The sequence below is a fragment of the Streptomyces sp. BA2 genome, assembly GCF_009769735.1.
Taxonomy (GTDB): Bacteria; Actinomycetota; Actinomycetes; order Streptomycetales; family Streptomycetaceae; genus Streptomyces.
In genome coordinates this window covers 3,771,187-3,794,102 of sequence record NZ_WSRO01000002.1, presented here as the reverse complement: position 1 = coordinate 3,794,102, position 22,916 = coordinate 3,771,187, and the positions used below count along the sequence as shown (strand labels likewise).

Here is a 22,916-nt window from a genome sequence, read left to right as displayed (position 1 = left end):
GCGTTCGTCCTCAAACGCCGGACGGGCTGATCCACTCCCTCGCACGTTAGATTGAACCCGTGTTCTCCCTCTCCAGCCTCACGCGCCCCAAGGCCCTCGCCGTCTGTGCCGCCCCCGTGGCCGCCCTGCTCGCCGTCGTCGGCCTTGCGCCGTTGCCGTTCGCCGTGGCCCAGCCGGGGTCGACGGCGAACGTACTCGGCGAGAGCAAGGGCAAGCCGGTCATCACGATCACCGGAGCGCCCACCCGCGAGACGGAGGGGCAGCTGCGGATGACGACGATCGTGGCCACCGGGCCCGACATGGACGTGAGGCTGAGCGACGTGGTGGACGGCTGGTTCCGTACGGACCGTTCCGTGATGCCCAAGGACTCGGTGTACCCCACCGGCGACAACGTCAAGGAAGTCGAGAAGCACAACCTCGGCGACATGAAGAAGTCGCAGGACACGGCCACGCGGGCCGCGCTCTCCTACCTCGACGCGAGCGGCGTCGACGGCACGGACAAGGTGAGGGTGAAGGTCGACCTGGGCAAGATCGGAGGCCCCAGCGCGGGCCTCTTCCTCTCGCTCGGCATCATCGACATGATCGACGGCAACGGGACCGGCGGGGACCTGACGGGCGGCCGGAAGATCGCGGGCACCGGAACGATCTCCGCCGACGGCAAGGTCGGCCCGGTCGGCGGTGTCTCGATGAAGACGCAGGCCGCGAAGCGTGACGGCGCGAGTGTCTTCCTGGTCCCGAAGGCGGAGTGCTCGGACGCCGAGGCGGAGCTGCCGAAGGGGCTTCAGCTGATCCCGATCACGACACTGACGGGCACGGTTGACGCGCTGCGTTCCCTGGAGCGGGGCGGGAAGGTTCCGAGCTGCTGACCAGGCGCAGGCCGAACTCGACCATCGTCCAGCCGAGTTGAGTACGCAGGTGGGGGCGGCGCTGCCGTAAGGGCGCCGCACGGTGGTGCTCGGTGGCTCGGGTGCGGTGCAGCAGCAGGTGTATGTCGGGATGCATGGCTGAGGCCTCTCACTCCGTGTAGTGCGTGGGGAAGACGTGGGTGTGCAGGCGCACCTTGGCGGAACCCGGAGTGCTCTCGTCGACCGCCGACGCGCGGTAGCTCTCGATGAGTTCGTTGACCTTGGCGGCCAGTTCGGCGGTGAGCTCGGGCGTCAGGCGCAGGGTGTAGTCGCTGATGTCGGAGCTATCCGTCCACTCCGTGGGCCATTCGTGCTGGGTGCCGATCCAGGTGGAGACCTCCGTGGCGTGGAAGGCCGCGACCTCGTGGAGGTAGACGGCGACAGCGCCGCGCACCGTCGGGTCCGGGTCCTTCATGAGCGACTCGTCCAGGCGCGTTCCCTGGTGTGCCGACTGCCACCACCGCTCCCGCCCCTTGCCCCGGTCCGGTGCGTCCTCGACGAAGCCGTGCGCCGCGAGCTGGCGCAGGTGATAGCTGGTCGCGCCGCTGGACTCGCCCAGACCGGCCGCCAGTTGGGAGGCGGTCGCCGGTCCGTCGCGCCGCAGCGAGATGAGCAGCTGCATGCGCAGGGGGTGTGCGAGTCCCCGCAGGGAGTGGGGGGTGAGGGTGTGGACCTTCCGACCCTCGGGATCCGTCGTGTCGTCCGTCATGCCTCGACTGTAGAGATGCAAAGACTCCGTTGCAACGGTTTCTCTGCAACGGAGTCTTTGCATGTCCGGATCTCGCTACTCCAGCACTTCCTCCCGCGCGAATGCCTCCCGCAGCGCGTCGGCGATCACGACGCTGACGGCGACGCCTCTGCGCGCAGCCCGCAACTCGGCTTCCTGGAGCAGGTCTTCAGGGAGATCGACGGTGATTCTCATGCGGCCCACCGTAGGTCCCCCGCCCCCTGGCAGGGCAGGGTGAATTCGAGCGTCACTCCTTGACGAACCCCTCCTCCACCAACCAGTCCAACGCCACCGCATGCGGATCCTGACCCTCCACATCCACCTTGGAGTTCAGCTCCTGGGCCACCGTGTTGTTCAGTTTCTTCGTGATGGGGGCCAGGACCTCCGCCATCTCCGGGTGCTCATCGAGCGCCTTGCTGTTGATCTCCGGGGCCGCGTTGTAGTTCGGGAAGAAGTGCTTGTCGTCCTCCATCACCGCCAGGTCCATCGCCTTGATGCGGCCGTCGGTGGTGAAGACCTCGCCGAACGTGCACGACCCCTTGGAGACCTGGGTGTAGATGATCCCGGTGTCCATCTTGGTGATGTTGGAGTTGGGGATCTTCATCCCGTACTCCTTCTGCATGCCAGGAAGACCGTCCTCACGCGAGGAGAACTCGCTCTCCACGCACAGCGTGACCGCGCCCGGGTCCTTCTTCGACAGGGCCGCCACGTCCGAGAGGGTCTTCGGCTTGTACTTGGCCTCGTTCTTCCGGTTGATCGCCAGGGCATAGGTGTTGTTGAGCTCGGCGGGCGGCAGCCAGGTGACGCCGTTCTTCGCGTCAGCCTTGCGCACCGCCTCCCACTGCTTCTGCGGGTCGTCGATGGGCTCGGAATTGCCGAGGTACGTGATCCAGGCGGTGCCCGTGTACTCGTACATGGCGTCCGCGTCACCGCCCTTGACGGCCTCGCGTGCGCCGATCGAGCCCTGGATGCCCGTCCGGTCCAGGACATCCGCGCCGGCCGCCTCGAAGGCGATGCCCATGATCGCGCCGAGGACAAGCTGCTCGGTGAACTCCTTGGACGTGACGGTGAGATCGGCGCCCTTCAGAGGCTCCCCCTTGCCGATCGTGCCCGGCTCGACGTCGTCCACCATCGGGCTGCCGCTGGTCAGACCGCAGCTCACGAGCAGGGCGCAGCCCACGACACCCACGGCCGCCGTACGCAACGTAACCCTCATGACCCGGCCTCCAACCCACGCGGACGCAGGACCAGTTCGGCCAGCGAGGCCAGCCAGTCCACCAGGAGCGCGAGCGCGATCGTCAGGATCGAGCCGAGCATGAGCACCGGCATCCGCTGGTTGGTGATCCCGGTGGTGATGAGGTCACCGAGCCCGCCGCCACCGCCGAACGTGGCGAGCGTCGCCGTGCCGACGTTCAGGACGAGCGCGGTGCGCACACCCGCCAGGATCAGCGGCACCGCCAGCGGGAGTTCGACCTTGCCGAGGACTCCCCACGCCGACATGCCGATGCCGCGCGCGGCCTCCAGGAGGGTCGGGTCATTGGCGTTCAGGCCCGCGATGGTGTTGGAGAGCACCGGCAGGACGGCGTAGATGATGATGCCGATCAGGGCCGCCTTCTCGCCGATGCCGATCCAGATCACCAGGAGGGCGAGGAGGCCGATCGCCGGCGTCGCCTGGCCGATGTTGGCCAGGGCCATCGCGCCGGGCGCGGCCTTGCGGAGCTTCTTGCGGGTCAGCAGGATGCCCAGCGGGATCGCGATGATCAGTACGAAGAAGGTGGAGATCACCGTCAGTTGGATGTGCTGGCGGAGCCTGAGCCAGACATTGCCGTCCGCCAGGGCGTTCTTGGAGATCGAGTCCAGGTCGGCCTGCTCGAACCACCACCAGGTGAGCACCAGGACGACGATGAGGAACGCGGGCAGGATGGTGAGCTTCTGCCACCCGATCCGCCGTGCCCGGTCTGTGGCCACCGCCGGGGCAGGCGGCTCCGGCTCGCCCTCGCCCGTGTCGCGGAAGTGATGGCCCTTGACGTCGTGCTCGCCCTCGGGCCGTGGGCCGGGCCCGTCGTCGGGGACCGGTGTGTGGTCGGGGATCCGGGGGTTGCTCCCGGGGATGCCTTTCACGCCTTCGCCTCCCCTCCGGGGCCTTCCTGCTCCTGGTGGGTCAACTCGGCGCGCTGCTCCTCCAGTTCGTGCTGGTGCTCCACCGCGTCGAGCCGGTCGGCCTCCAGCATTTCGTGGACGGAGTTCATCAGCGTCTCCATGTCCACCACGCCGGTGTACTCGCCGCGCCGCCCGGTGACCGCGACCCGCCCCGCGTTGTCCGTGAGGACCGCTTCGAGCGCGTCGCGCAGGGTGGCGTCACGGGTGACCGTGTCGTGGACGAGGGTGCCCGCGCGGGCCAGCGAGCCCCTGGCGCGCATCAGGTCACCGCGCCGCAGCCACTTGTAGGGGCGGCCGCGTTTGTCGAGGAGCAGCAGTTCGTTCGTGCCGCTGGCCCGCAGCTTGTCGAAGATGTCCTGGAGCGGGTCGTCGACGGTCACCGTAGCGAAGTCGGCGATCTCCACGTCGCGTACGCGGGTGAGGTTGAGCCGCTTCAGGGCCGCGCCCGCGCCCACGAAACCGGAGACGAAGTCGTCGGCGGGGTTGGTGAGGATCGCTTCCGGGGTGTCGAACTGCGCGATGTGCGAGCGCTCCCGCAGGACCGCGATCCGGTCGCCGAGCTTGATGGCCTCGTCGAAGTCGTGCGTGACGAAGACGATCGTCTTGTGCAGCTCGTGCTGGAGCCGGATCAGCTCGTCCTGGAGGTGGTCGCGGGTGATCGGGTCGACCGCGCCGAACGGCTCGTCCATCAGAAGTACGGGCGGGTCGGCCGCCAACGCCCTTGCCACACCGACGCGTTGCTGCTGGCCGCCGGAGAGCTGACGCGGATAGCGGCCGTGGAACTCGGCCGGGTCGAGGCCGACGAGGTCGAGCATCTCCTCGACCCGGTTCTTGATCTTCGACTTTCCCCAGCCGATCATCCTCGGCACGATGGCGATGTTCTGGGCGACCGTCATGTGCGGGAAGAGCCCGGACGACTGGATCGCGTAGCCGATCCTCCGGCGCAGCTTCACCGGGTCCATCTCGGTGACGTCCTCGCCGCCGATGCGGATGCGGCCGCTGGTCGGCTCGATGAGCCGGTTGATCATCTTCAGCGTGGTCGACTTCCCGCACCCGGACGGGCCGACCAGGATGACGATCTCGCCCGCCTTGATCTCCATGCTGACGCTGTCCACCGCGGGGTCGCCGCTGCCCGCGTACCGCTTGGTGAGGTGTTCCAGCTCGATCGTCGCGCCCGTGGGGGCGTTCGGGGCCGCCGCGCTCTCGGCCGTCGCCCCGTCGGTGGAAGTCGCGGTGGTCTCAGACACGGATACCCCTCGAAATGGTCAGGCGGCCGATCAGGACGTACGCGGCGTCGAAGAGCAAGGCCAGGACGATGATCCCGAGCGTGCCCGCGAGCACCTGGTTGAGCGCGTTCTTGCTGCCGAGTGAGCCGATGCCGCGGAAGATCTCGTTGCCGAGGCCAGGGCCCGACGCGTACGCGGCGATGGCCGCGATGCCCATCAGCATCTGCGTGGAGACGCGGATGCCGGTCAGGATCGGCGGCCAGGCGATCGGGAGCTCCACCTTCATCAGGCGTGCGGCACGCGACATCCCGATGCCCTTCGCCGCGTCGACCAGCGAGGGATCGACGCCGCGCAGGCCGACGATGGCGTTGCGCACGATGGGGAGCAGGCCGTAGAGGGTCAGGGCGATGACCGTCGGGGCGACACCGAGGCCGACGACGGGGATCAGCAGACCGATCATGGCGAGCGACGGGATGGTCAGGATGGTGGAGGTCGCGGTCGTGGCGAGATTGCCCGCCCACTCGCTGCGGTACGTGACGACGCCGATCAGTACTCCGATGACGGTCGCCACGACCATGCACTGGAAGACTGCGCTGGCGTGCTGGTACGCGTCCGTCAGCAACTGCTGGTGGCGGTTGCCGAGGTAGTCCCAGAAGTTCACTGAACTGCTCACCTGCCCAGGCGCGGTTCAGACGGCGGCGGGAGTCTCCCGTCGCCCGCGTGCGTCGTGCGTCGTGCGTCGTGCTGCGTAGGTCGTGCTTGCGGTACGTCGTGCGGCTGTTCGCAGTTCTACCTACCCGCGTCAGGTGTCCTCTGACGCCTGTTCGACCAGCGGGATGATCCGCAGCGGAACAGGGTTCTCCATGACGATCGCCGTGGAGGCCCGGACGATGCCATCAAAACCCACCACCCGGTCGATCACACGTTGGAGATCCGCGTTCGAACGGGCCACCAGACGGCAGAGCATGTCTCCGTGGCCGGTGATGGTGTGCAGTTCGAGCACCTCGGCGACGGTCGCCAAATGGGCCCGTACGTCGGCGCCCTGGCCCTGTTTGATCTCCAGCGTGGCGAAGGCGGTGACGGGGTAGCCCAGGGCCGCCGGGTCGACCTCCGGGCCGAAGCCGCGGATGACTCCGTTCGACTGAAGGCGGTCCATCCGGGCCTGTACGGTCCCGCGCGCGACACCGAGGCGCCGGGACGCCTCAAGGACGCCGATGCGGGGCTCGCGGGCGAGCAGCACGATGAGCCTGCCGTCCAGATGATCGATCGTCATGGTGCGCTCATCTCCGCTTCCGAGGTGGTCATCATGTACAGATAGCCAGCTGTTCCTGGCGCTCTGCTATGCAGATTGCCCACTGAATACGCAAACTATTGCGCACCTTGCGATACGGCGGGAGCCTGCGGATATGGCAGCTACCGCGAACACCCAGCACACGGCCACCACCCCCCACACCGCGCGTGAGGCAGACCCCTTCCCGGTCAAGGGAATGGACGCGGTCGTCTTCGCCGTGGGCAACGCCAAGCAGGCGGCGCACTACTACTCCACGGCGTTCGGCATGAAACTCGTGGCGTACGCGGGCCCCGAGACGGGCAGCCGCGAGACCGCCTCGTACGTCCTCACGAACGGCGGGGCCCGCTTCGTGCTCACCTCCGTCATCAAGGCCTCCACGGACTGGGGCCACTTCATCGAGAGCCACGTCGCCGAGCACGGCGACGGCGTCGTCGACCTCGCCATCGAGGTGCCGGACGCGCGCGCCGCGTACGCGTACGCCGTCGAGCACGGCGCCCGCGGCCTCACCGAGCCGTACGAGGTCAAGGACGAGAACGGCACGGTCGTCCTCGCCGCCATCGCGACGTACGGCAAGACCCGCCACACGCTCGTCGACCGCAGCGGCTACGACGGCCCCTACCTGCCCGGCTTCAAGGCCGCGTCCCCGATGGTCGAGCCGCCCGCCAAGCGCACCTTCCAGGCGATCGACCACTGCGTCGGCAACGTCGAGCTCGGCAAGATGAACGAGTGGGTCGCCTTCTACAACAAGGTCATGGGCTTCACGAACATGAAGGAGTTCGTGGGCGACGACATCGCGACGGAGTACAGCGCGCTGATGTCGAAGGTGGTGGCTGACGGGACGCTGAAGGTGAAGTTCCCGATCAACGAGCCCGCCATCGCCAAGAAGAAGTCCCAGATCGACGAGTACCTGGAGTTCTACGGCGGCGCGGGCGTCCAGCACATCGCGCTCGCCACGAACGACATCGTGGAGACCGTACGCACCATGCGCGCGGCCGGAGTCCAGTTCCTCGACACCCCGGACTCGTACTACGACACGCTGGGCGAGTGGGCGGGCGAGACGCGCGTCCCGGTCGATACCCTGCGCGAGCTGAAGATCCTGGTCGACCGTGACGAGGACGGCTACCTGCTCCAGATCTTCACCAAGCCGGTCCAGGACCGCCCGACGGTCTTCTTCGAGATGATCGAGCGGCACGGCTCGATGGGCTTTGGCAAGGGCAACTTCAAGGCGCTGTTTGAGGCGATCGAGCGGGAACAGGAGAAGCGCGGAAATCTCTAGAGCTAGCTAGTTAGCTAGCTCCAGGGGTGCCCCGAGGGGTTGCTGGCTAGAGTGCGGGCATGGCCAGGATCAACGACGTCGGCGGGATGACGGGCTTCGGGCCCATCGACACCACCGATGACACGGAGCCCTTCCACGCGGACTGGGAGGCGCGGGTGTTCGCGCTCAACAGTGCGCTGGTGCGTGAAGGCGTCTACAACCTGGACGAGTTCAGGGACGCCGTGGAGACGATGCCGCCGGGTGAGTACCTGGCGGCGTCGTACTACGAGCGGTGGTTCCATGCGATCCGGGTGCTGTTGGTGCGCAAGGGCGTGGTGACGGCGGCTGAGCTGGGCGCTGCGCTGGGCGCTGCGCTGGAGGGCGCGCTGGACGGTGAGTCGGATGGCTGACCGGTTCGCGCCGGGCGCCCGTGTCCGCACCGCCCACCACGACCCGGCCCACCACACCCGCCTGCCGCGGTACGCCCGAGGTAAGCGGGGCGTGGTGATCGAGCCCGAGGGCAGGCACCCGCTGGCGGACGTCAGCTCGCAGGGGCGGGGGGACGCGCCGGTGGAGCAGGTGTACGCGGTGCGGTTCGCTGCGCGGGAGCTGTGGGGCGAGGGGGAGCACGGGGTGGTGCTGGACCTGTGGGAAAGCTACTTGGAACTGGAACCGGAACCGGAGGGCAACTGATGTCCGGTACGCACTCGGATGCGCTGATCTCCCGTCAAGTGCGTGAGCTGGAAGCGCTGTTGGAGGGGCGGGGGATTGTGGCCGGGGCGGCTCTGGACGAGGCCCTGGACGCGTTCCTCGCGGGGTCGTCCCCGCTGAACGGGGCGCGGGTGGTGGCGCGGGCGTGGACGGACCCGGCGTTCAAGGAGCGGCTCCTTGCGGACGGTACGTCGGCGGTGGCGGAGCTGGGTTACGCGGCGGGCGGCGTCCAGCCTCAGCGCCTCCGGGTGGTGGAGAACACCGCCCGCGTGCACAACGTCATCGTCTGCACGCTGTGCTCCTGCTACCCGGTACGGCTGCTCGGGCCGTCGCCCAGCTGGTACAAGAGCGAGGCGTATCGCTCGCGCGTGGTGCGGGAACCGAGGGCGGTGCTTGCGGAGTTCGGCTTCGCGGTGCCGACTGACACGGAGATCACGGTCTGGGACTCCAGCGCGGAGACCCGCTACATGGTCCTGCCCCGCCGCCCTCCCTCCACGACTGCCCTCCCGGAGGCGGCCTTGGCCGACCTGATCACCCGCAACGCGCTGATCGGCACGGCTGAGCTGTAACTCGCCTGGGGCGGTGGGGGGGGGCTGCTCCTGCCCGGGGTGGGTTCTCTTGTCGTCCGCCTGCGGCAGGTGGGTGGCTGTCCCTGTCCCGGCGCTGCGCGCCGGATGCTCCCCACCCACCCGCCCGTTTGCCCGGTGGTGTGGTTGTGAACGGGCGGGTTCTGTCGTGGGTCGCTTGTGGTGGGGGTGGGTGGCTGTCCTGTTTCGGCGCTGCGTGCCAGGTCCTTCCCGCCCACCCGCCCGTTTGCCCTGCGGGGCGATTGGGTGGGTGGGCGGGGGAATCCGGCGCGGAGCGGCGGGCCTGGTTGGTCCGTGGTTTCCTACCCACCCGCGGCTGGTCGCGTCCGGGCGGGTCGGCCCGTGCCCCCCCGTGCTGCAGGGTGATCGGGTGGGTGGGCGGGGGAATCCGGCGCGGAGCGCCGGGCCTGGTTGGTCCGTGGTTCCCCACCCACCCGCGGCTGGTCGCGTCCGGGCGGGTCGGCCCGTGCCCCCCCCGTGCTGCAGGGTGATCGGGTGGGTGGGCGGGGGAATCCGGCGCGGAGCGCCGGGCCTGGTTGGTCCGTGGTTCCCCACCCACCCGCGGCTGGTCGCGTCCCGGCGGGTCGGCCCGTGCCCCCCGGTGCTGCGGGGCAATCGGGTGGGTGGGTGGGAGAGATCCGGCGCGGAGCGGCGGGACAGGGAAGCGGCGGCCCGCAGGTGAAGGCGCAGGCGGTCTCAGCTCTGGGCGGGGGGTTTGGTGGGGGAGGGTTTGGGGCTGGGGGAGGGGAGAGGGGCCGGTCGCTCGCCCGGCGGGGCGTACATCTGCTCCGGGCCGCCCTCCGGAGGCTCCCCCAGGGACTTCATCGCCTCCCGCGCCGCCGGACCCAGCAGCGGCGAAAAGTAGGGGTTGAGCAGGAGCGCCTCGCCGATGTGCCGGCGAGCCGCCCCGTACCGCTCCAGAGACCGCTCGATCTCCCCCCGGTGGTACGCGAACACAGCGACCCGCGGCCCCTTGTCCGTCGCCCGCGTCGCGTACTTCAAGGCCTCCTCATTCTCACCGGCCCGATGCAACGCCCAGCCCAGCGCATCCGCCACCTCCGGACTCCCGTGGCGCTTGAACTCCGCACGGAGCCGGTCAACCGCCGCCTCCGCGTCCCCGTGGTCCGCCTCGTACAGGCCCAGGATCCGTTCCTCGTTGACGCCGTTGACCCCCTCCTGCTTCACCCGGGCCCGCAGCACGTCGTACTGCGCCCGAGCAGCCGGGGCCAGCTTCAGCGACTCGTACAACTCGCCGAGCGCCAGGGCGTACTCCGGTGCGGGTTGTCTGACCAGCGCGCTCTGGTAGGAACGCAGTGCCTCCGATGTACGGCCGAGTGCCGCGAGCGCGCGGCCCTTTCCGGCCAGGGAAGGGTGGTGGTCGGGGTCGGAGACCAGCGCCGCCTCGTAGTAGCGGAGGGCCTCCGCCGGCTCGCCCCGCTCCCACGCCAGCTCGCCCACCCGGTACAGGCACACCGCCTTCTCCGCGGGCCCCTCCGCCAGCGCCGCTGCGTCCATCAGCTTCGAGGCCGCGTCCTCGCGCCAGCCGCGGTCCCGGTAGACCTGTCCGGAGCGCGCCATCACCGCGGAGGCGGCCGAGTTCAGCTCCCGGAGCGTCTCCAGGGCCTTCCCCACGCCCTTCGCGTCACCCAGACCGCTGTACGCGTCGATCAGTGCGGGATACGCCGACCACCGCTTCGGCGCCAGCTTCACCGCGCTCTCGGCCCACTTCTTCGCCCCGCGGAAGTCGTGCCGCGCGTTCGCGAGCGCCGCCATGCCCGTCAGGGCCTGCGCGTTCCCCTCCGGGCGGGTCTTGAGCGACGTACGCAGAGCCTCCTCCGCCTTGGGGTAGTACGCGGAGTCCGCGGTCCGAAGGCCCCGCTCGACGTAGGCGGCCCCGAGCACCGCCCACGACTCGTCGTCCCCGGGATGCTTCCGCAGATGCGCCTCCCGCTCCCCGATCAGCACGGTGAGGTCGGGCAGGGCCGCCGGAGCCCCGGCACCCGCCGCCGCCATCGCCCGCCCGGCCGGCCCGAGGGCGGGCGGTGCGCCCTTGCCGCCCGTGTCGAGCCGCAGCAGCGCCACCACGCCGCCGAGGACCACACACCCGGCGACGGAGACGGCAAGGGACCGCCGCACGGAGGGGGAGCGGCGCAAGCTCCGCGGCGACTCGCTCCAGATGGCGGGCGCGGACGGCAGATGCCGGCCCTTCGCGTCCTTCGGGCCCGTCGCGTCCTCCGAGTGCTTCGCGTCCTTCTGGGTCACGGACTCGGACCCGGTCTCGATCTCCATGGCGCTCACTGTGCGTCAATACGAAGAGCACATCCCGGCACGCGGACGGGCGTCGCACACGGGTTCACACCGATGGCCCCGGGTGCGAGGCTGTGATCATGAGCCGCACACTCATCGAACGCCTCTGTGTCGGTCGCGAGGCCCTCCCGGCCGACGCCGTCCTCACGGACCCCGACATCACGTCCTCGTACGCGAACGACATGGCCAGCTTCTGCGAAGCCGGCACCCCGGCCGTCGTGGTCCTGCCGCGCACCGTCGAGCAGGTCCAGCACGTCATGCGCACGGCGACCGAGCTACGGATCCCGGTGGTCCCGCAGGGCGCCCGCACGGGCCTCTCGGGCGGCGCGAACGCCAGCGAGGGCTGCATCGTGCTGTCCCTGGTCAAGATGGACCGCATCCTGGAGATCAGCCCCGTCGACCGGATCGCGGTCGTCGAGCCGGGTGTCGTCAACGCCGCGCTCTCCCGCGCAGTGAACGAACACGGTCTCTACTACCCACCGGACCCGTCCAGTTGGGAGACCTGCACCATCGGCGGGAACATCGGCACGGCCTCGGGCGGCCTGTGCTGCGTGAAGTACGGGGTGACGGCGGAGTACGTGCTCGGCCTCGACGTCGTACTCGCCGACGGAAGGCTCATGAGCACCGGACGGCGCACGGCCAAAGGCGTCGCGGGCTACGACCTCACACGCCTCTTCGTCGGCTCCGAGGGCAGCCTCGGCATCGTCGTCCGCGCGACCCTCGCCCTGAAGCCGCAGCCGCCCCAACAGCTGGCCCTGGCCGCGGAGTTCAGTTCCGCGCAGGCCGCCTGCGACGCCGTATGCAAGATCATGGAGGGCGGGCACGTCCCCTCACTCCTTGAACTGATGGACCGTACGACCATCAGGGCCGTGAACGCCCTTGCCCACATGGGCCTCCCGGAGACCACCGAAGCGCTGCTCCTCGCGGCCTTCGACACCTCGGACCCCGCCGCGGACCTCGCGGCTGTCGGCGCGCTCTGCGAGGCCGCGGGCGCCACCCAGGTGGTCCCGGCCGAGGACGCGGCGGAGTCCGAACTGCTGCTCCAGGCACGGCGGTTGTCACTCACCGCGCTCGAAGCCGTCAAGGGTACGACGATGATCGACGACGTGTGCGTGCCGCGCTCGAAGCTCGCCGACATGCTCGAAGGCGTCGACCGCATCGCCGATAAGTACAGCCTCACGATCGGGGTCTGCGCGCACGCGGGCGACGGCAACACCCACCCCACCGTCTGCTTCGACGCGGCGGACGCCGACGAGGGCCGCCGCGCCCGCGAGTCCTTCGACGAGATCATGGCCCTGGGCCTCGAACTCGGCGGCACCATCACCGGCGAGCACGGCGTGGGTGTCCTCAAGAAGGAGTGGCTGGCGCGCGAACTCGGCCCGGTGGGCGTGGAGATGCAGCGCGCCATCAAGGCGGCGTTCGACCCGCTCTCCCTCCTCAACCCCGGCAAGCTGTTCTGATTCCTGGTGCCGTGCGGCTCCGCTTTCGCCCCCGTGGCGGCGGAGCTCACTCACCGTCCTTGGACTCGTCCGAGGGCCAGGGGTCGCGCAGCCACAGCTCGTCGGCGCGGCCCGTGGTCGGCGTGAGCAGCTCGGCGAGGCCGTCGTCGATGCCGAGCCGCTCAGCCTCAGAGCCCGGAGGGACCACCCGCAGCGTGCGTTCGAGCCAGGCGGACACGGCGGGCGCCGGCGCCTCCAGGAGGGCGTCACCGTCGGGTGAACTCAGCGCCATCAGAACGACGCTGCGCCCGTCGACCTTGGTCGGCCAGACCCGGACGTCGCCGTGCCCGCAGGGCCTGAACACCCCCTCGACCAGAAGCTCGCGGGCGAACGTCCAGTTCACGGGGTGCTCGGAGCCGATGTGGAAGGCGATGTGGACGGCGTAGGGATCGTCGGTGCGGTAGGTGAGGCGGGCCGGGACGGGGATGGCGCGTTCCGGAGAGAGGACGAGTTTGAGCTCAAGCTCGCGTTCCACCACGGTGTGCATGTCGGTGCTGTTCCTTCCTCGTACGGGGCCCTGGAGCGGGCCCGTGCAAGGAGAGAGCGCGGCGGGCGCGGAGCATTACGCGGGTTCAGGAAACTTTTTCCGTACGAAGTCGATACGTGGTTGAACTGTGCCCGGAAAGTGGTCTGTAGGGCAGGAGCCGCACAGGCGGACGCGAGGGTCTGATAGATGTGGAGCCTCAAAAAGACCCCCGAGCAGATACGGGACGACGGACATGAGCGCCCCAACTCCGGCCCCAGGCGACGACAAGCCCCGCGAAGGCTACTACCCCGATCCGTCCATTCCCGGATATGTCCGGTACTGGAACGGCGCGGCCTGGGTGCCCGGGACCAGCCGTCCCGCCCCGACCGACGGTGAATCGCTCCCCGCGCCTCCGGGGGCGGGAGCGGCGGCGCCCGCGCCCGCGGAGGAGACCGGACCGCACTTCTTCGACGAGGAGCCCCTGCCGGCGGCCGAGGCGGCGGGCGGTGCGGTCGCTGCCGACGCCTCGCAGCACGGGTCGAGGCCTGAGCCCGCCTCCGCGTGGCAGGCGAACGCCGCTCGGCAGACGGGGCTCGGTGGCGAGCCGGAGCGGCGGATCTCCTGGGGCGGACCCGAGCAGGGGAGTGCTTCGGGAGCTTCGGGGGCCGCGGACCCGCGGGTGCCGAGCGAGTCGACCCCGGCGGAGACCTCTCCCGCCGCCTCCTCTCCCGCCTCCTCTCCCGCCTCCTCCTCTCCTTCGCCTCCTCCTCCGGGGGAGAACGGGCCTGGCACGGTGCAGATCCGTGCGATCAAGCCGGGTGGGTCGGGTACGCCGCCGAAGCAGGAGCAGCCCTCGACGGAGGGCACCGTGACGTTCCGCAGGCCCGCGGGGCCGGTGCGGCCGGCCGCGGCTCAGCCCGCCACCGAAGGCACCATGGCGATCCGGGCGCTGCGTCCGAAGTCGTCCGGCGCGGCGGCGCAGACTCCGGCGCCTCCGCAGGCCGCCGTACCCCCGCAGGCCGCCGCTCCCGCCCCTGCCCCCGCGCCGGCACCTGCGCCCGCGCCTGCCCCCGTTCAGCCCACCGTCCCGCAGCAGGGCGGTGCGCCGGGTGGCGCGGCCTCGCCCGTGACCTCGGGGCCCGGGGGCGGGTCGCCCTCGTGGGCGCAGCAGGTGCACCAGCTCGCCGAGGGGGACGGACAGCAGCAGCCGCCGGTCGTGCCGTGGAAGCCGGTGGCCAACGACCCGTTCCTCGCGATGGCGCAGAACCAGGCGGCGGGGCGGCCCGCGGGGCTCGGCAAGCGGTTCGCGGCGCGGCTCATCGACACGGTCGTCCTCGCCGCCGTGACCGGCGCCGCGGCGCTGCCGCTCGGCACGAAGGCCGCCGATCACGTCGACAGCAAGATCGATGCGGCGAAGATGTCCGGCGAGAAGGTCACCGTGTGGCTGCTCGACGGCACCACGGCGGGATACCTGGGGATGGTCCTGGGCGTCCTCCTCCTCTTCGGCGTCCTCTACGAGGTGCTGCCCACGGCCAAGTGGGGGCGGACGCTGGGGAAGAGGGTGCTCGGGCTTCAGGTGCGGGACATGGAGGAGCACGAGACGCCGTCGTTCGGGGCGGCGTTGAAGCGGTGGCTCGTCTATGCGGTGCCGGGGGTTGTGGTGGTGGGAGTCGTCGGGGCCCTGTGGTGCGTGTTCGACCGCCCGTGGCGCCAGTGCTGGCACGACAAGGCTGCGGGAACGTTTGTGGCGGGCTAGTTCTGGCCCCTGGGCCTTGGGCGCCGTTGATCACCGGCTCCGCCGAGTTCGTCCTCAAACGCCGGACGGGCTGAGATTTCCCCGGCGCGGGGAAATCTCAGCCCGTCCGGCGCTTGAGGACATCTTGTAGCCCCCTTAACCCAGACAGCCGCTCGCCGGATGCGAACCTCATCCCCCCGCGGTCCACTCGGCCCATGAGTACCGAACCGCCGCAGTACCCGCCGCCCCCCGACGACAACGACCCCTTCCGGAAGCAGCCCCCGCCGCCCCCGCAGGACAGCGGCGGCTCCCCGTACGGCGCACCCCCGCCACCCCCGCCGTACGGCGGAGGCGGGGACCCCTACGGCGGAGGCGGAGCCGGAGGCCCGTACGGCGGCGGGAACGACCCCCTCGCCGGCATGCCACCCCTGGCGGACAGCGGCAAGCGCGTACTCGCCCGCATCCTCGACATGATCCTCGTCGGCATCGTCGTCTGGCTGCTCTCCTGGGGCTTCGGCACGAGCGAGTTCGACGTCGACCCGGACAAGGTCGAGTACGGCAAGAGCTTCGGGCAGTCGTTGCTCGCCGCCGTGCTCTACATCGCGTACGACAGCTTCATGATCTCCAGGACGGGCCAGACCCTGGGCAAGAAGTGGCTGGGGCTGCGGGTCGCGAACCTCAACGACGGGGCGACCCCCACCCTGCAGACCGCGCTCGTCCGCGCGGCTGTCCTCTGGCTGCCGTTCGCGTTCTGCTGTGCCTGTATCTGGACAGCGATCTGCGGTGGCTGGAGCTTCTTCGACAAGCCCTACAAGCAGGGCCTGCATGACAAGGCGGCCAAGACGGTGGTAGTCAGCACCGGCTGACCACGGGAGACCGCTGCGGCGGCGGCAGAAGCGGTACAAGCAGCAGAAGCGGCAGTTCTGGTGGGCTCGTGAACCTCACGGGCCCGCCGGCTCGCGTACGGACTCGGCCAGTACGGGAGCGGGGGCACGCTGGACCGGGACGCGTTCGTCGGCGGCCCTGGCGGCGGGAGCGAGGCGTGCGGCCGGTGAGGCCGCGGGTTTCGGTTGGGGCACCGTCATCGCCACCAGTAATCCGAGGACGAGCGCGGCCGCGGCTATCACCGCGACCCCGATGCCCGAACTCGTCTGGGAGAGCAGCAGCATGGCGAGCGTCGAGAAGACGACGGTCAGCGTGCCGTAGGTGATCTGCGCGGGGGTCGGACGAGGCAGCGGCATGGGACGAGGCATGGCGTAATCCGTCCTCGGGACAGCGGATGCGGGGGTGGTCGAGCCCAATGTGAAGCTGTAATGCGAATCAAAGGGTGCTCGGCTGCGGCGACTTGAGATCTGCCGCCTCGCGCTGTAGCGCACCGTCGATTGACTCTATTCCGCTGCATGCCCGACGGGAACGGGCGGTAAGCGTGACCTAACCCACGGTGCGGCAGCACAGGGGGCGCACGGGTTCATGGCGTCCATCAAGTGGACGGTGGGACGCGCCTGTTGACCATGCCGACGGGCGGGCGTACGCGGCCGGGTCGCGTCCGGATAGCGGATCTCCGGGCCTGCATAGTGCACTTGGCCTGTTCAAGTCAAGGTCTGTCTTTTCTCCCGCATCTCCGGTCGAATGTCGTCACTTGTGACGCGTATCGCGCGCGGACCTCCTCCGACCGGGACCTCGGCCCGCCTTCGCGCGGACGCGGGGGAGGACAGCATCAAGTGACAGTCAGCAGACGGACGTTCAGAGCCACCGCGGCTGCCGTGGCGATGGCCGCGGCAGCCGCCACGTTCTCGGCAGCCACCGCATCGGCCGAGGACGGGGGGTCCACCGGAGCTCCCGCCATCGACCGGCAGGACCCGAGCCGGACCAAGGCGCAGGTCGACCACGACCTCGAAGGGCCCTTCAGCAAGGAGCAGGCCCAGCAGCGCAAGGCCGCCCTTCAGCAGGTCATCGAGGGCGACGCCAAGGTGCAGAAGCGCGGCGGCTCCCAGGTCGTGAAGCTCGACGACAAGAAGTACGTCGAGCTGGGCCGGGAGAAGACCGACAAGATCTTCACGATCCTGGTCGAGTTCGGGGACAAGGTGGACGACACCACCATGTACGACCCCGACGGTCCGGAAGGCCCCGAGGCGCCGGTCAAGAAGTACGGCGGCAAACCCGGCCCGGCGCACAACAAAATAGCCGAGCCGGACCGTGCGAAGGACAACAGCACGGCCTGGCAGAAGGACTACAACCAGAAGCACTTCCAGGACCTCTACTTCGGTGAGGGCAAGGACGCCAAGGGCAAGACCAAGCACTCCCTGAAGACCTACTACGAGAAGACCTCGTCCGGCCGTTACTCGGTCGACGGAGAGGTCTCCGACTGGGTCAAGGTCGACTACAACGAGGCGCGGTACGGCTCCAATTACTGCGGCGACACCAACTGCGCCAACGTCTGGGACGCGGTGAAGGACGGCGTCACCGCCTGGACCAAGGACCAGAAGGCCCAGGGCCGCACGGACGCCCAGATCAAGGCGGACCTCGCCAAGTACGACCTCTGGGACCGCTACGACTTCGACGGCGACGGCAACTTCAACGAGTCCGACGGGTACATCGACCACTTCCAGATCGTCCACGCGGGCGAGGACGAGTCGGCCGGCGGCGGCGCCGAGGGCACCAACGCCCTGTGGGCGCACCGCTGGTACGCGTACGGCAGCGACGCGGGCAAGACCGGCCCCGGCGAGAACAAGGCGGGCGGCACGCAGATCGGCGACTCGGGCATCTGGGTCGGCGACTACACGATGCAGCCGGAGAACGGCGGCCTCGGCGTCTTCGCCCACGAGTACGGCCACGACCTCGGTCTGCCCGACCTGTACGACACCACGGGCAAGGGCGAGAACTCGGTCGGCTTCTGGTCGCTGATGTCGGCCGGTTCCTGGCTCGGCACCGGCAAGGACGCCATCGGTGACCTGCCCGGCGACATGACCGCCTGGGACAAGTTCCAGCTGGGCTGGCTCGACTACGCCAAGGCCAAGGCCGCGACGACGTCCGAGCACAAGCTGGGCGTCGCGGAGTACAACACCCGCCACCGCCAGGCGCTCCTCGTCGACCTGCCGAAGAAGCCCGTGACCACCACGGTCACCAAGCCCACCGAGGGCTCCAAGCAGTGGTGGAGCGACCAGGGCGACGACCTCAAGAACACCCTGACGCGCTCGGTCGACCTGACCGGCAAGTCCAAGGCCGCGCTCTCCCTTGACGGTTGGTGGGACATCGAGGCCAACTACGACTACCTCTACACCGAGGTGTCGACGGACGGCGGCGCCAACTGGACGCCGGTGGACGGCACGGCGGACGGCAAGGCCATCCCGCGCGACGCCGGTGACAAGCCCGCGTTGACCGGTGCGTCCGGCGCGTACAAGAAGCTCGCGTTCCCGCTCGACGCGTACGCGGGCAAGAAGATCGACCTCCGCTTCCGGTACTCGACGGACGGCGGCGCGGGCGGCAAGGGCTTCGCGGCCGACGCCCTCGCGGTCACCGCGGACGGCGCCAAGGTCTTCGAGGACGGCGCCGAGGGTGACGACAACGGCTGGACGGCGAAGGGCTTTTCGCGCATCGGTGAGTCCTTCACCAAGAAGTACGACCAGTACTACCTCGCCGAGAACCGGCAGTACGTGTCGTACGACAAGACCCTGAAGGTCGGCCCGTACAACTTCGGCTTCTCGAAGTCGCGTCCGGACTGGGTCGAGCACTACGCGTACCAGACCGGCCTCATGGTCTGGCAGTGGGACACCTCGCAGAAGGACAACAACACCAGCGCGCACCCCGGCGAGGGTCTGATCCTTCCGGTGGACGCGCACGCCAAGCCGCTCAAGTGGGCGGACGGCACCCTGCTGCGGAACAAGATCCAGCCGTTCGACGCGCCCTTCAGCAAGTTCGCGACCGACAAGTTCTCGCTCCACAATGCGGACGTCGCGCTGAAGATCAAGTCCCAGAAGGGCGTCCCGGTCTTCGACGACCGCAAGGGCACCTACTGGTACAAGGAGAACCCCACGGGAAGTGTCAAGGTCACTGACACCAACACTCAGATCAAGATCGTCAAGCAGCCGAAGGATGGCTCGACGATCACGGTCCAGGTGGGTCCCTCGACGAAGTAGTTAGCGTTTTCGCAGGTCAAGCCATGATCGGCCGTCGCCCTCTAGCGGGCGGCGGCCGATCGTGTTTAGGTGCGTCCTGTGGATTTCTTATTGACACAGGGTCCGGCCAGGGGCCCTGTGCGACGTCTCACGGGGGTGTGACCAGCCATGTCCGCAGGAGGTTTCAGCAAGCTGCCGAACGGCAGCGTGGTGGTGGCCCTGACCCTGCCGAGCCCTGCCCTGGGCGGCGGCAATGTCCGCATGATCGTCCACGCGGTGAACCGCGCGAGGGCGCTGACACGCCTGCGGAACCTCGGCCTGCGAGCCGTCTATCTGCGGGGCAACGCGGAGCCGCCGACGCCGGACGAGATCACGGCGGTGCTGCATCACCCGGACGGGCTCATATGGCGTACGGCGCCGGACGCTGCCGCTGAGCTCTGGCATCCGATTCGCGCCCTGAAGCGGCAGGCGCTTCAGGGCCAGAGACCCGGGCGGCCGGAGGCCAGCACCTCGGGCGTGTGATCTTCCCTGCGGGCCGGTGGGGCTGGTCGCGCAGTTCCCCGCGCCCCTTACGGGGCCCGTGCCCCTACACGACCGGCTTGCCCGTCAGCTCGACCCCCGCCGCCTGCAGCTCCTCCACGGCCCGCTCGGTCGTCTCCTCGGAGACGCCCGCGGTCAGGTCGAGCAGGACGACCGCGCCGAACCCCTCACGCACCGCGTCCAGGGCCGTGGCGCGTACGCAGTGGTCCGTGGCGATACCCACCACGTCCACCTCGGTGATCTTCCGGGCCCGCAGCCAGTCGGCCAGCGAGACGCCGTTCTCGTCGACCCCCTCGAAGCCGCTGTAGGCGGCCGAGTAGGCCCCCTTGTCGAAGACCGCGTCGATGGCCCCGGACGCGACGACCGGCGCGAAGTTCGGGTGGAAGCCGATGCCCTCGGTCCCCGCCACGCAGTGCGGCGGCCAGGAGCGGGCGTAGTCCGGGTGGTCCGAGAAGTGGTCGCCCGGGTCGATGTGGTGATCGCGGGTGGCCACCACGTGCCGGTAGCCCGCGGGTGCCTGGCCGATCAGCTCGGTGATCGCGGCGGCCACGTCGGAGCCCCCGGCGACCGCGAGGCTGCCGCCTTCACAGAAGTCGTTCTGTACATCGACGACGATCAGAGCGCGGCGCATCGGGTGTCCTTCGGCTCGGCAAGACTCGTGGCGTGGGGGACTCGGCCGGATGAACCGAGCGTAGAGACTCCGCCTGCGATACGGGAGAGGGCGTTCGAACGCCCTGCCCTCCGCTCCGGCGCACACTCCAGGTGTCGTCCATCGGTATCAGACGTATTCCGTCGGAATGACGGCCTCGCCCTTGGACAGCTGCGTGGCCGACAGGGGAAGCCGCTCCCGCGCCGCCGCGTGCCGGTCGCGCACGGTGTCCAGCGGCTCGCGTGCCACCACCTCACCGCCCTTGATCAGCTCGACGAGGAGCTGGTGGTCGGCGAGCTCCACCGGCACCGCACCCGTGCCGATCACCTCGGCCTCGGCGACCCCGTGCTCGTCGGGCCGCCGCGCGGCCCACTTGCGGCCGCCCACCGACGACTTGGCGCCGAGCGACTTCTTGGCCACCGGCTCCAGGCGGGCGTGCGGGTCCGCCGAGTGGGCGCGGGCCACCAGCTTGTAGACCATGGAGCAGGTCGGGTGCCCGGACCCGGTGACGAGCTGCGTGCCCACGCCGTACGCGTCCACGGGCGCCGCCGCCAGCGAGGCGATGGCGTACTCGTCGAGGTCGGAGGTCACGACGATCTTCGTCTTGGTCGCGCCGAGCTCGTCCAGCTGGTCGCGCACCCGGTGCGCGACCAGGAGCAGGTCACCGGAGTCGATGCGTACGGCGCCGAGCTCGGGCCCGGCGACCTCGACGGCGGTGCGGACGGCCTTCGTCACGTCGTACGTGTCGACGAGCAGGGTCGTGCCGGGGCCGAGTGAGTCGACCTGGGCGCGGAAGGCGTCGCGTTCGTTGTCGTGCAGGAGGGTGAAGGCGTGGGCGGACGTGCCGACCGTGGGGATGTCGTAGCGGAAGCCGGCGGCCAGGTCGGACGTGGTGGTGAAGCCGCCGACGTACGCGGCGCGCGAGGCGGCGACGGCCGCGAGCTCGTGCGTGCGCCGTGCGCCCATCTCGATCAGCGGGCGCTCACCGGCGGCCGAGGCCATCCGGGACGCGGCGGCCGCGATCGCCGAGTCGTGGTTGAGGATGGAGAGGATCACCGTCTCCAGGAGCACGCACTCCGCGAAGGAGCCCTCGACGCGCAGGATCGGCGAGCCCGGGAAGTAGACCTCACCTTCCGGATAGCCCCAGATGTCGCCGCTGAAGCGGTACGAGGAGAGCCACGAGAGGGTTTCCTCGTCGACGACACGGCGCTCGCGCAGGAAGCCGATGACGTCGGCGTCGAAGCGGAAGTTCTCCACGGCGTCCAGGACACGGCCGGTTCCGGCCACCACTCCGTAGCGGCGTCCCTCGGGCAGTCTGCGCGTGAAGACCTCGAAGACGGAGCGCCGGTCGGCGGTGCCGGCCTTCAGCGCGGCCTGGAGCATCGTGAGCTCGTAGTGATCCGTGAAGAGCGCTGTCGACGGAACATCCACCGGCAGCCCAAGGTCCGCTGTGTTCATATGAAGGATGCTACCCCGCATCTCGTCACTCTGACGATTTCCTGAGTCCATTTGTGCGAGGGGCCCCTGCGGGTGGCAGCATGGGACAGGTGAGTACGGCTCCCGCAGAGATCACCCGCCCGGAATCGGACGAAGAGACCTTCGCCGTCCCGGAGCCGGATGTCCCATGGATCACGCTCGTCCATAACGACCCGGTCAATTTGATGAGTTACGTGACCTATGTGTTCCAGTCCTACTTCGGGTACTCGAAGGAGAAGGCCACGAAGCTGATGATGGACGTGCATCACAAGGGTCGCGCGGTCGTCTCCACCGGCTCCCGCGAGGAGATGGAGCGCGACGTACAGGCCATGCACGGATACGGTCTGTGGGCCACCCTCCAGCAGGACCGGAAGTAGCGACGCATCTGATGCCAGGACAATTCGAAGCCATTCCCGGGGGCGGCGCTGCCGTCGCGCTCGACGAGGTCGAGATCTCGATCATCCGGTCCCTGGCCGTCCAGCTCCTGGAGCTGATCGGTCCGGGCCCGGCCGAGGACGCACCCGACGACCCCCTCGCGGAGCTGTTCGCGGAGGGCCCGAGCGAGCCGCCCACCGACCCGGTCCTCCAGCGGCTGCTGCCGGACGCCTATGGCGGTCCCGGCAGCGAGAAGGCCGATGAGGACGAACTGCGGGCGTACTCCTCGGAGTTCAGGCGCTTCACCGAGAACGACCTGCGGGCCAAGAAGCGCGACGACGCCCTGGTGGTGATCCGCTGCCTGGACGCCCTGACGTCGAAGGGCGAGGGCGGCGCCGTCCTGAAGCTGTCCGCCGACGAGTCGCGGCACTGGCTCGGCGCGCTCAACGACCTCCGCCTCGCGATCGGCGCCCGCCTCGAAGTGACCGACGAGGACGACACGGACCTGCTCTACCAGCTGCCGGACTCCGACGCCCGCAAGCCGATGGTGATGGCCTATCTCTGGCTCGGGGGTCTGCAGGAGACGCTGGTCGGCACGCTCATCGGTTAGAAGTCACACCGACGCCGCCCGAGCCGACCGCCAAGTCGTTGTATGCAGCAGCGGTTACCCTCCGTTCGCTCATCGGACGCTCAAATCCGGATAACGATCACGTCACTTCAATGCCCTCTTTTGACGCGTCAAGGGAATTTTGTCCGGTTCTTCTCGTGGTGTGGGCCACACGTGCCGCGGCCGATCACTATTGCGGCCGTGATAAATCTTCACGACCACTCGGTGACGCCACCCATGTCACCGGTGGCGCTCGGGCCGGCAGACCGCCGGTAGCACTCCATC

The 22,916-nt window shown here is 69.4% G+C and carries 24 protein-coding genes; 12 read left to right on the top strand and 12 right to left on the bottom strand.

The window, feature by feature from the left end; translation table 11 throughout:
* Nucleotides 1-59: 59 nt before the first annotated feature.
* The gene (locus E5671_RS19775; RefSeq protein ID WP_160505295.1) at nucleotides 60-866 is read left to right on the top strand and encodes a S16 family serine protease; all 807 of its coding nucleotides are present in this window, start codon (nucleotides 60-62) and stop codon (nucleotides 864-866) included.
* 148 nt (nucleotides 867-1,014) lie between these two features.
* Here E5671_RS19775 and E5671_RS19770 read toward each other — a convergent pair whose 3' ends face one another.
* From E5671_RS19770 to E5671_RS19740, 7 genes are all read right to left on the bottom strand, one after another.
* Nucleotides 1,015-1,614, bottom strand: coding sequence for a winged helix-turn-helix domain-containing protein (locus tag E5671_RS19770; RefSeq protein WP_160505294.1), 600 nt, complete (start codon nucleotides 1,612-1,614; stop codon nucleotides 1,015-1,017).
* Nucleotides 1,615-1,689: 75 nt separating this feature from the next.
* On the bottom strand, nucleotides 1,690-1,827 hold the full coding sequence (locus tag E5671_RS19765) for a hypothetical protein (RefSeq protein ID WP_160505293.1): 138 nt from the start codon (nucleotides 1,825-1,827) through the stop codon (nucleotides 1,690-1,692).
* Nucleotides 1,828-1,879: 52 nt separating this feature from the next.
* Nucleotides 1,880-2,848, bottom strand: a complete 969-nt coding sequence (locus tag E5671_RS19760) for a glycine betaine ABC transporter substrate-binding protein (protein ID WP_160505292.1) — start codon at nucleotides 2,846-2,848, stop codon at nucleotides 1,880-1,882.
* The gene (locus E5671_RS19755; RefSeq protein ID WP_443032793.1) at nucleotides 2,845-3,744 is read right to left on the bottom strand and encodes an ABC transporter permease; all 900 of its coding nucleotides are present in this window, start codon (nucleotides 3,742-3,744) and stop codon (nucleotides 2,845-2,847) included. The genes E5671_RS19760 and E5671_RS19755 overlap by 4 nt, the downstream gene beginning before the upstream one ends.
* Nucleotides 3,745-3,749: 5 nt before the next feature.
* Nucleotides 3,750-5,039, bottom strand: a complete 1,290-nt coding sequence (locus E5671_RS19750) for a betaine/proline/choline family ABC transporter ATP-binding protein (RefSeq protein ID WP_160505291.1) — start codon at nucleotides 5,037-5,039, stop codon at nucleotides 3,750-3,752.
* Nucleotides 5,032-5,679: an ABC transporter permease subunit gene (locus E5671_RS19745; RefSeq protein ID WP_160510291.1), complete on the bottom strand. Its 648-nt coding sequence runs from the start codon at nucleotides 5,677-5,679 to the stop codon at nucleotides 5,032-5,034. Before E5671_RS19745 ends, E5671_RS19750 begins: the two co-directional genes overlap by 8 nt.
* Nucleotides 5,680-5,820: 141 nt before the next feature.
* Nucleotides 5,821-6,291: an Lrp/AsnC family transcriptional regulator gene (locus tag E5671_RS19740; protein ID WP_160505290.1), complete on the bottom strand. Its 471-nt coding sequence runs from the start codon at nucleotides 6,289-6,291 to the stop codon at nucleotides 5,821-5,823.
* 133 nt (nucleotides 6,292-6,424) lie between these two features.
* Here E5671_RS19740 and hppD point away from each other — a divergent pair, with 133 nt between their 5' ends.
* Genes hppD through nthA form a run of 4 tightly spaced genes read left to right on the top strand, consistent with a single transcriptional unit; the run spans nucleotide 6,425 to nucleotide 8,844 of the window.
* Complete coding sequence (hppD, locus tag E5671_RS19735; protein ID WP_160505289.1) at nucleotides 6,425-7,585, top strand: 4-hydroxyphenylpyruvate dioxygenase; 1,161 nt, start codon at nucleotides 6,425-6,427, stop codon at nucleotides 7,583-7,585.
* Between the two features lie 59 nt (nucleotides 7,586-7,644).
* Nucleotides 7,645-7,974, top strand: a complete 330-nt coding sequence (locus E5671_RS47055; protein ID WP_160505288.1) for an SH3-like domain-containing protein — start codon at nucleotides 7,645-7,647, stop codon at nucleotides 7,972-7,974.
* Nucleotides 7,967-8,257, top strand: coding sequence for an SH3-like domain-containing protein (locus E5671_RS47050; protein WP_160505287.1), 291 nt, complete (start codon nucleotides 7,967-7,969; stop codon nucleotides 8,255-8,257). The genes E5671_RS47055 and E5671_RS47050 overlap by 8 nt, the downstream gene beginning before the upstream one ends.
* Nucleotides 8,257-8,844 carry a nitrile hydratase subunit alpha gene (nthA, locus tag E5671_RS19720; protein ID WP_202121186.1) on the top strand — a complete coding sequence of 196 codons (588 nt, stop codon included), beginning with the start codon at nucleotides 8,257-8,259 and terminating at the stop codon, nucleotides 8,842-8,844. Before E5671_RS47050 ends, nthA begins: the two co-directional genes overlap by 1 nt.
* A 714-nt stretch (nucleotides 8,845-9,558) precedes the next feature.
* On the opposite strand, the gene E5671_RS19715 is transcribed toward nthA, so the two are convergent.
* Nucleotides 9,559-11,151, bottom strand: a complete 1,593-nt coding sequence (locus E5671_RS19715) for a tetratricopeptide repeat protein (protein ID WP_160505286.1) — start codon at nucleotides 11,149-11,151, stop codon at nucleotides 9,559-9,561.
* A 98-nt stretch (nucleotides 11,152-11,249) separates the two neighbouring features.
* On the opposite strand from E5671_RS19715, the gene E5671_RS19710 reads away from it, so the two are divergent.
* Nucleotides 11,250-12,629, top strand: a complete 1,380-nt coding sequence (locus E5671_RS19710) for an FAD-binding oxidoreductase (protein ID WP_160505285.1) — start codon at nucleotides 11,250-11,252, stop codon at nucleotides 12,627-12,629.
* A 46-nt stretch (nucleotides 12,630-12,675) separates the two neighbouring features.
* Here the strand turns inward: E5671_RS19710 and E5671_RS19705 are convergent, their stop codons facing one another.
* The gene (locus E5671_RS19705) at nucleotides 12,676-13,155 is read right to left on the bottom strand and encodes an SsgA family sporulation/cell division regulator (protein WP_160505284.1); all 480 of its coding nucleotides are present in this window, start codon (nucleotides 13,153-13,155) and stop codon (nucleotides 12,676-12,678) included.
* A 232-nt stretch (nucleotides 13,156-13,387) separates the two neighbouring features.
* On the opposite strand from E5671_RS19705, the gene E5671_RS19700 reads away from it, so the two are divergent.
* Both E5671_RS19700 and E5671_RS19695 read left to right on the top strand, forming a co-directional pair.
* Nucleotides 13,388-14,890, top strand: coding sequence for an RDD family protein (locus E5671_RS19700; protein WP_160505283.1), 1,503 nt, complete (start codon nucleotides 13,388-13,390; stop codon nucleotides 14,888-14,890).
* Nucleotides 14,891-15,084: 194 nt separating this feature from the next.
* Nucleotides 15,085-15,735 (top strand): RDD family protein, encoded by a 651-nt coding sequence (locus E5671_RS19695; protein WP_160505282.1) that lies wholly within the window; start codon nucleotides 15,085-15,087, stop codon nucleotides 15,733-15,735.
* 75 nt (nucleotides 15,736-15,810) lie between these two features.
* Here E5671_RS19695 and E5671_RS19690 read toward each other — a convergent pair whose 3' ends face one another.
* On the bottom strand, nucleotides 15,811-16,104 hold the full coding sequence (locus E5671_RS19690) for a hypothetical protein (protein ID WP_160510289.1): 294 nt from the start codon (nucleotides 16,102-16,104) through the stop codon (nucleotides 15,811-15,813).
* A 486-nt stretch (nucleotides 16,105-16,590) separates the two neighbouring features.
* Between E5671_RS19690 and E5671_RS19685 the strand changes: the two genes are divergently transcribed.
* Nucleotides 16,591-19,005, top strand: coding sequence for an immune inhibitor A domain-containing protein (locus E5671_RS19685; protein ID WP_160505281.1), 2,415 nt, complete (start codon nucleotides 16,591-16,593; stop codon nucleotides 19,003-19,005).
* A gap of 147 nt (nucleotides 19,006-19,152) precedes the next feature.
* Nucleotides 19,153-19,506, top strand: coding sequence for a hypothetical protein (locus E5671_RS19680; protein WP_160505280.1), 354 nt, complete (start codon nucleotides 19,153-19,155; stop codon nucleotides 19,504-19,506).
* Between the two features lie 64 nt (nucleotides 19,507-19,570).
* Here E5671_RS19680 and E5671_RS19675 read toward each other — a convergent pair whose 3' ends face one another.
* Complete coding sequence (locus tag E5671_RS19675) at nucleotides 19,571-20,155, bottom strand: nicotinamidase (protein ID WP_160505279.1); 585 nt, start codon at nucleotides 20,153-20,155, stop codon at nucleotides 19,571-19,573.
* Between the two features lie 147 nt (nucleotides 20,156-20,302).
* Nucleotides 20,303-21,631 carry a nicotinate phosphoribosyltransferase gene (locus E5671_RS19670; RefSeq protein ID WP_160505278.1) on the bottom strand — a complete coding sequence of 443 codons (1,329 nt, stop codon included), beginning with the start codon at nucleotides 21,629-21,631 and terminating at the stop codon, nucleotides 20,303-20,305.
* Nucleotides 21,632-21,711: 80 nt separating this feature from the next.
* Here E5671_RS19670 and clpS point away from each other — a divergent pair, with 80 nt between their 5' ends.
* Entirely contained in the window at nucleotides 21,712-22,026 is a 315-nt protein-coding gene (clpS, locus tag E5671_RS19665; protein ID WP_160505277.1) for an ATP-dependent Clp protease adapter ClpS, read from the top strand.
* Between the two features lie 11 nt (nucleotides 22,027-22,037).
* A complete protein-coding gene (locus E5671_RS19660) occupies nucleotides 22,038-22,634 on the top strand; it encodes a DUF2017 domain-containing protein (protein WP_160505276.1) in 597 nt (198 codons plus the stop codon).
* Nucleotides 22,635-22,916: the final 282 nt, after the last annotated feature.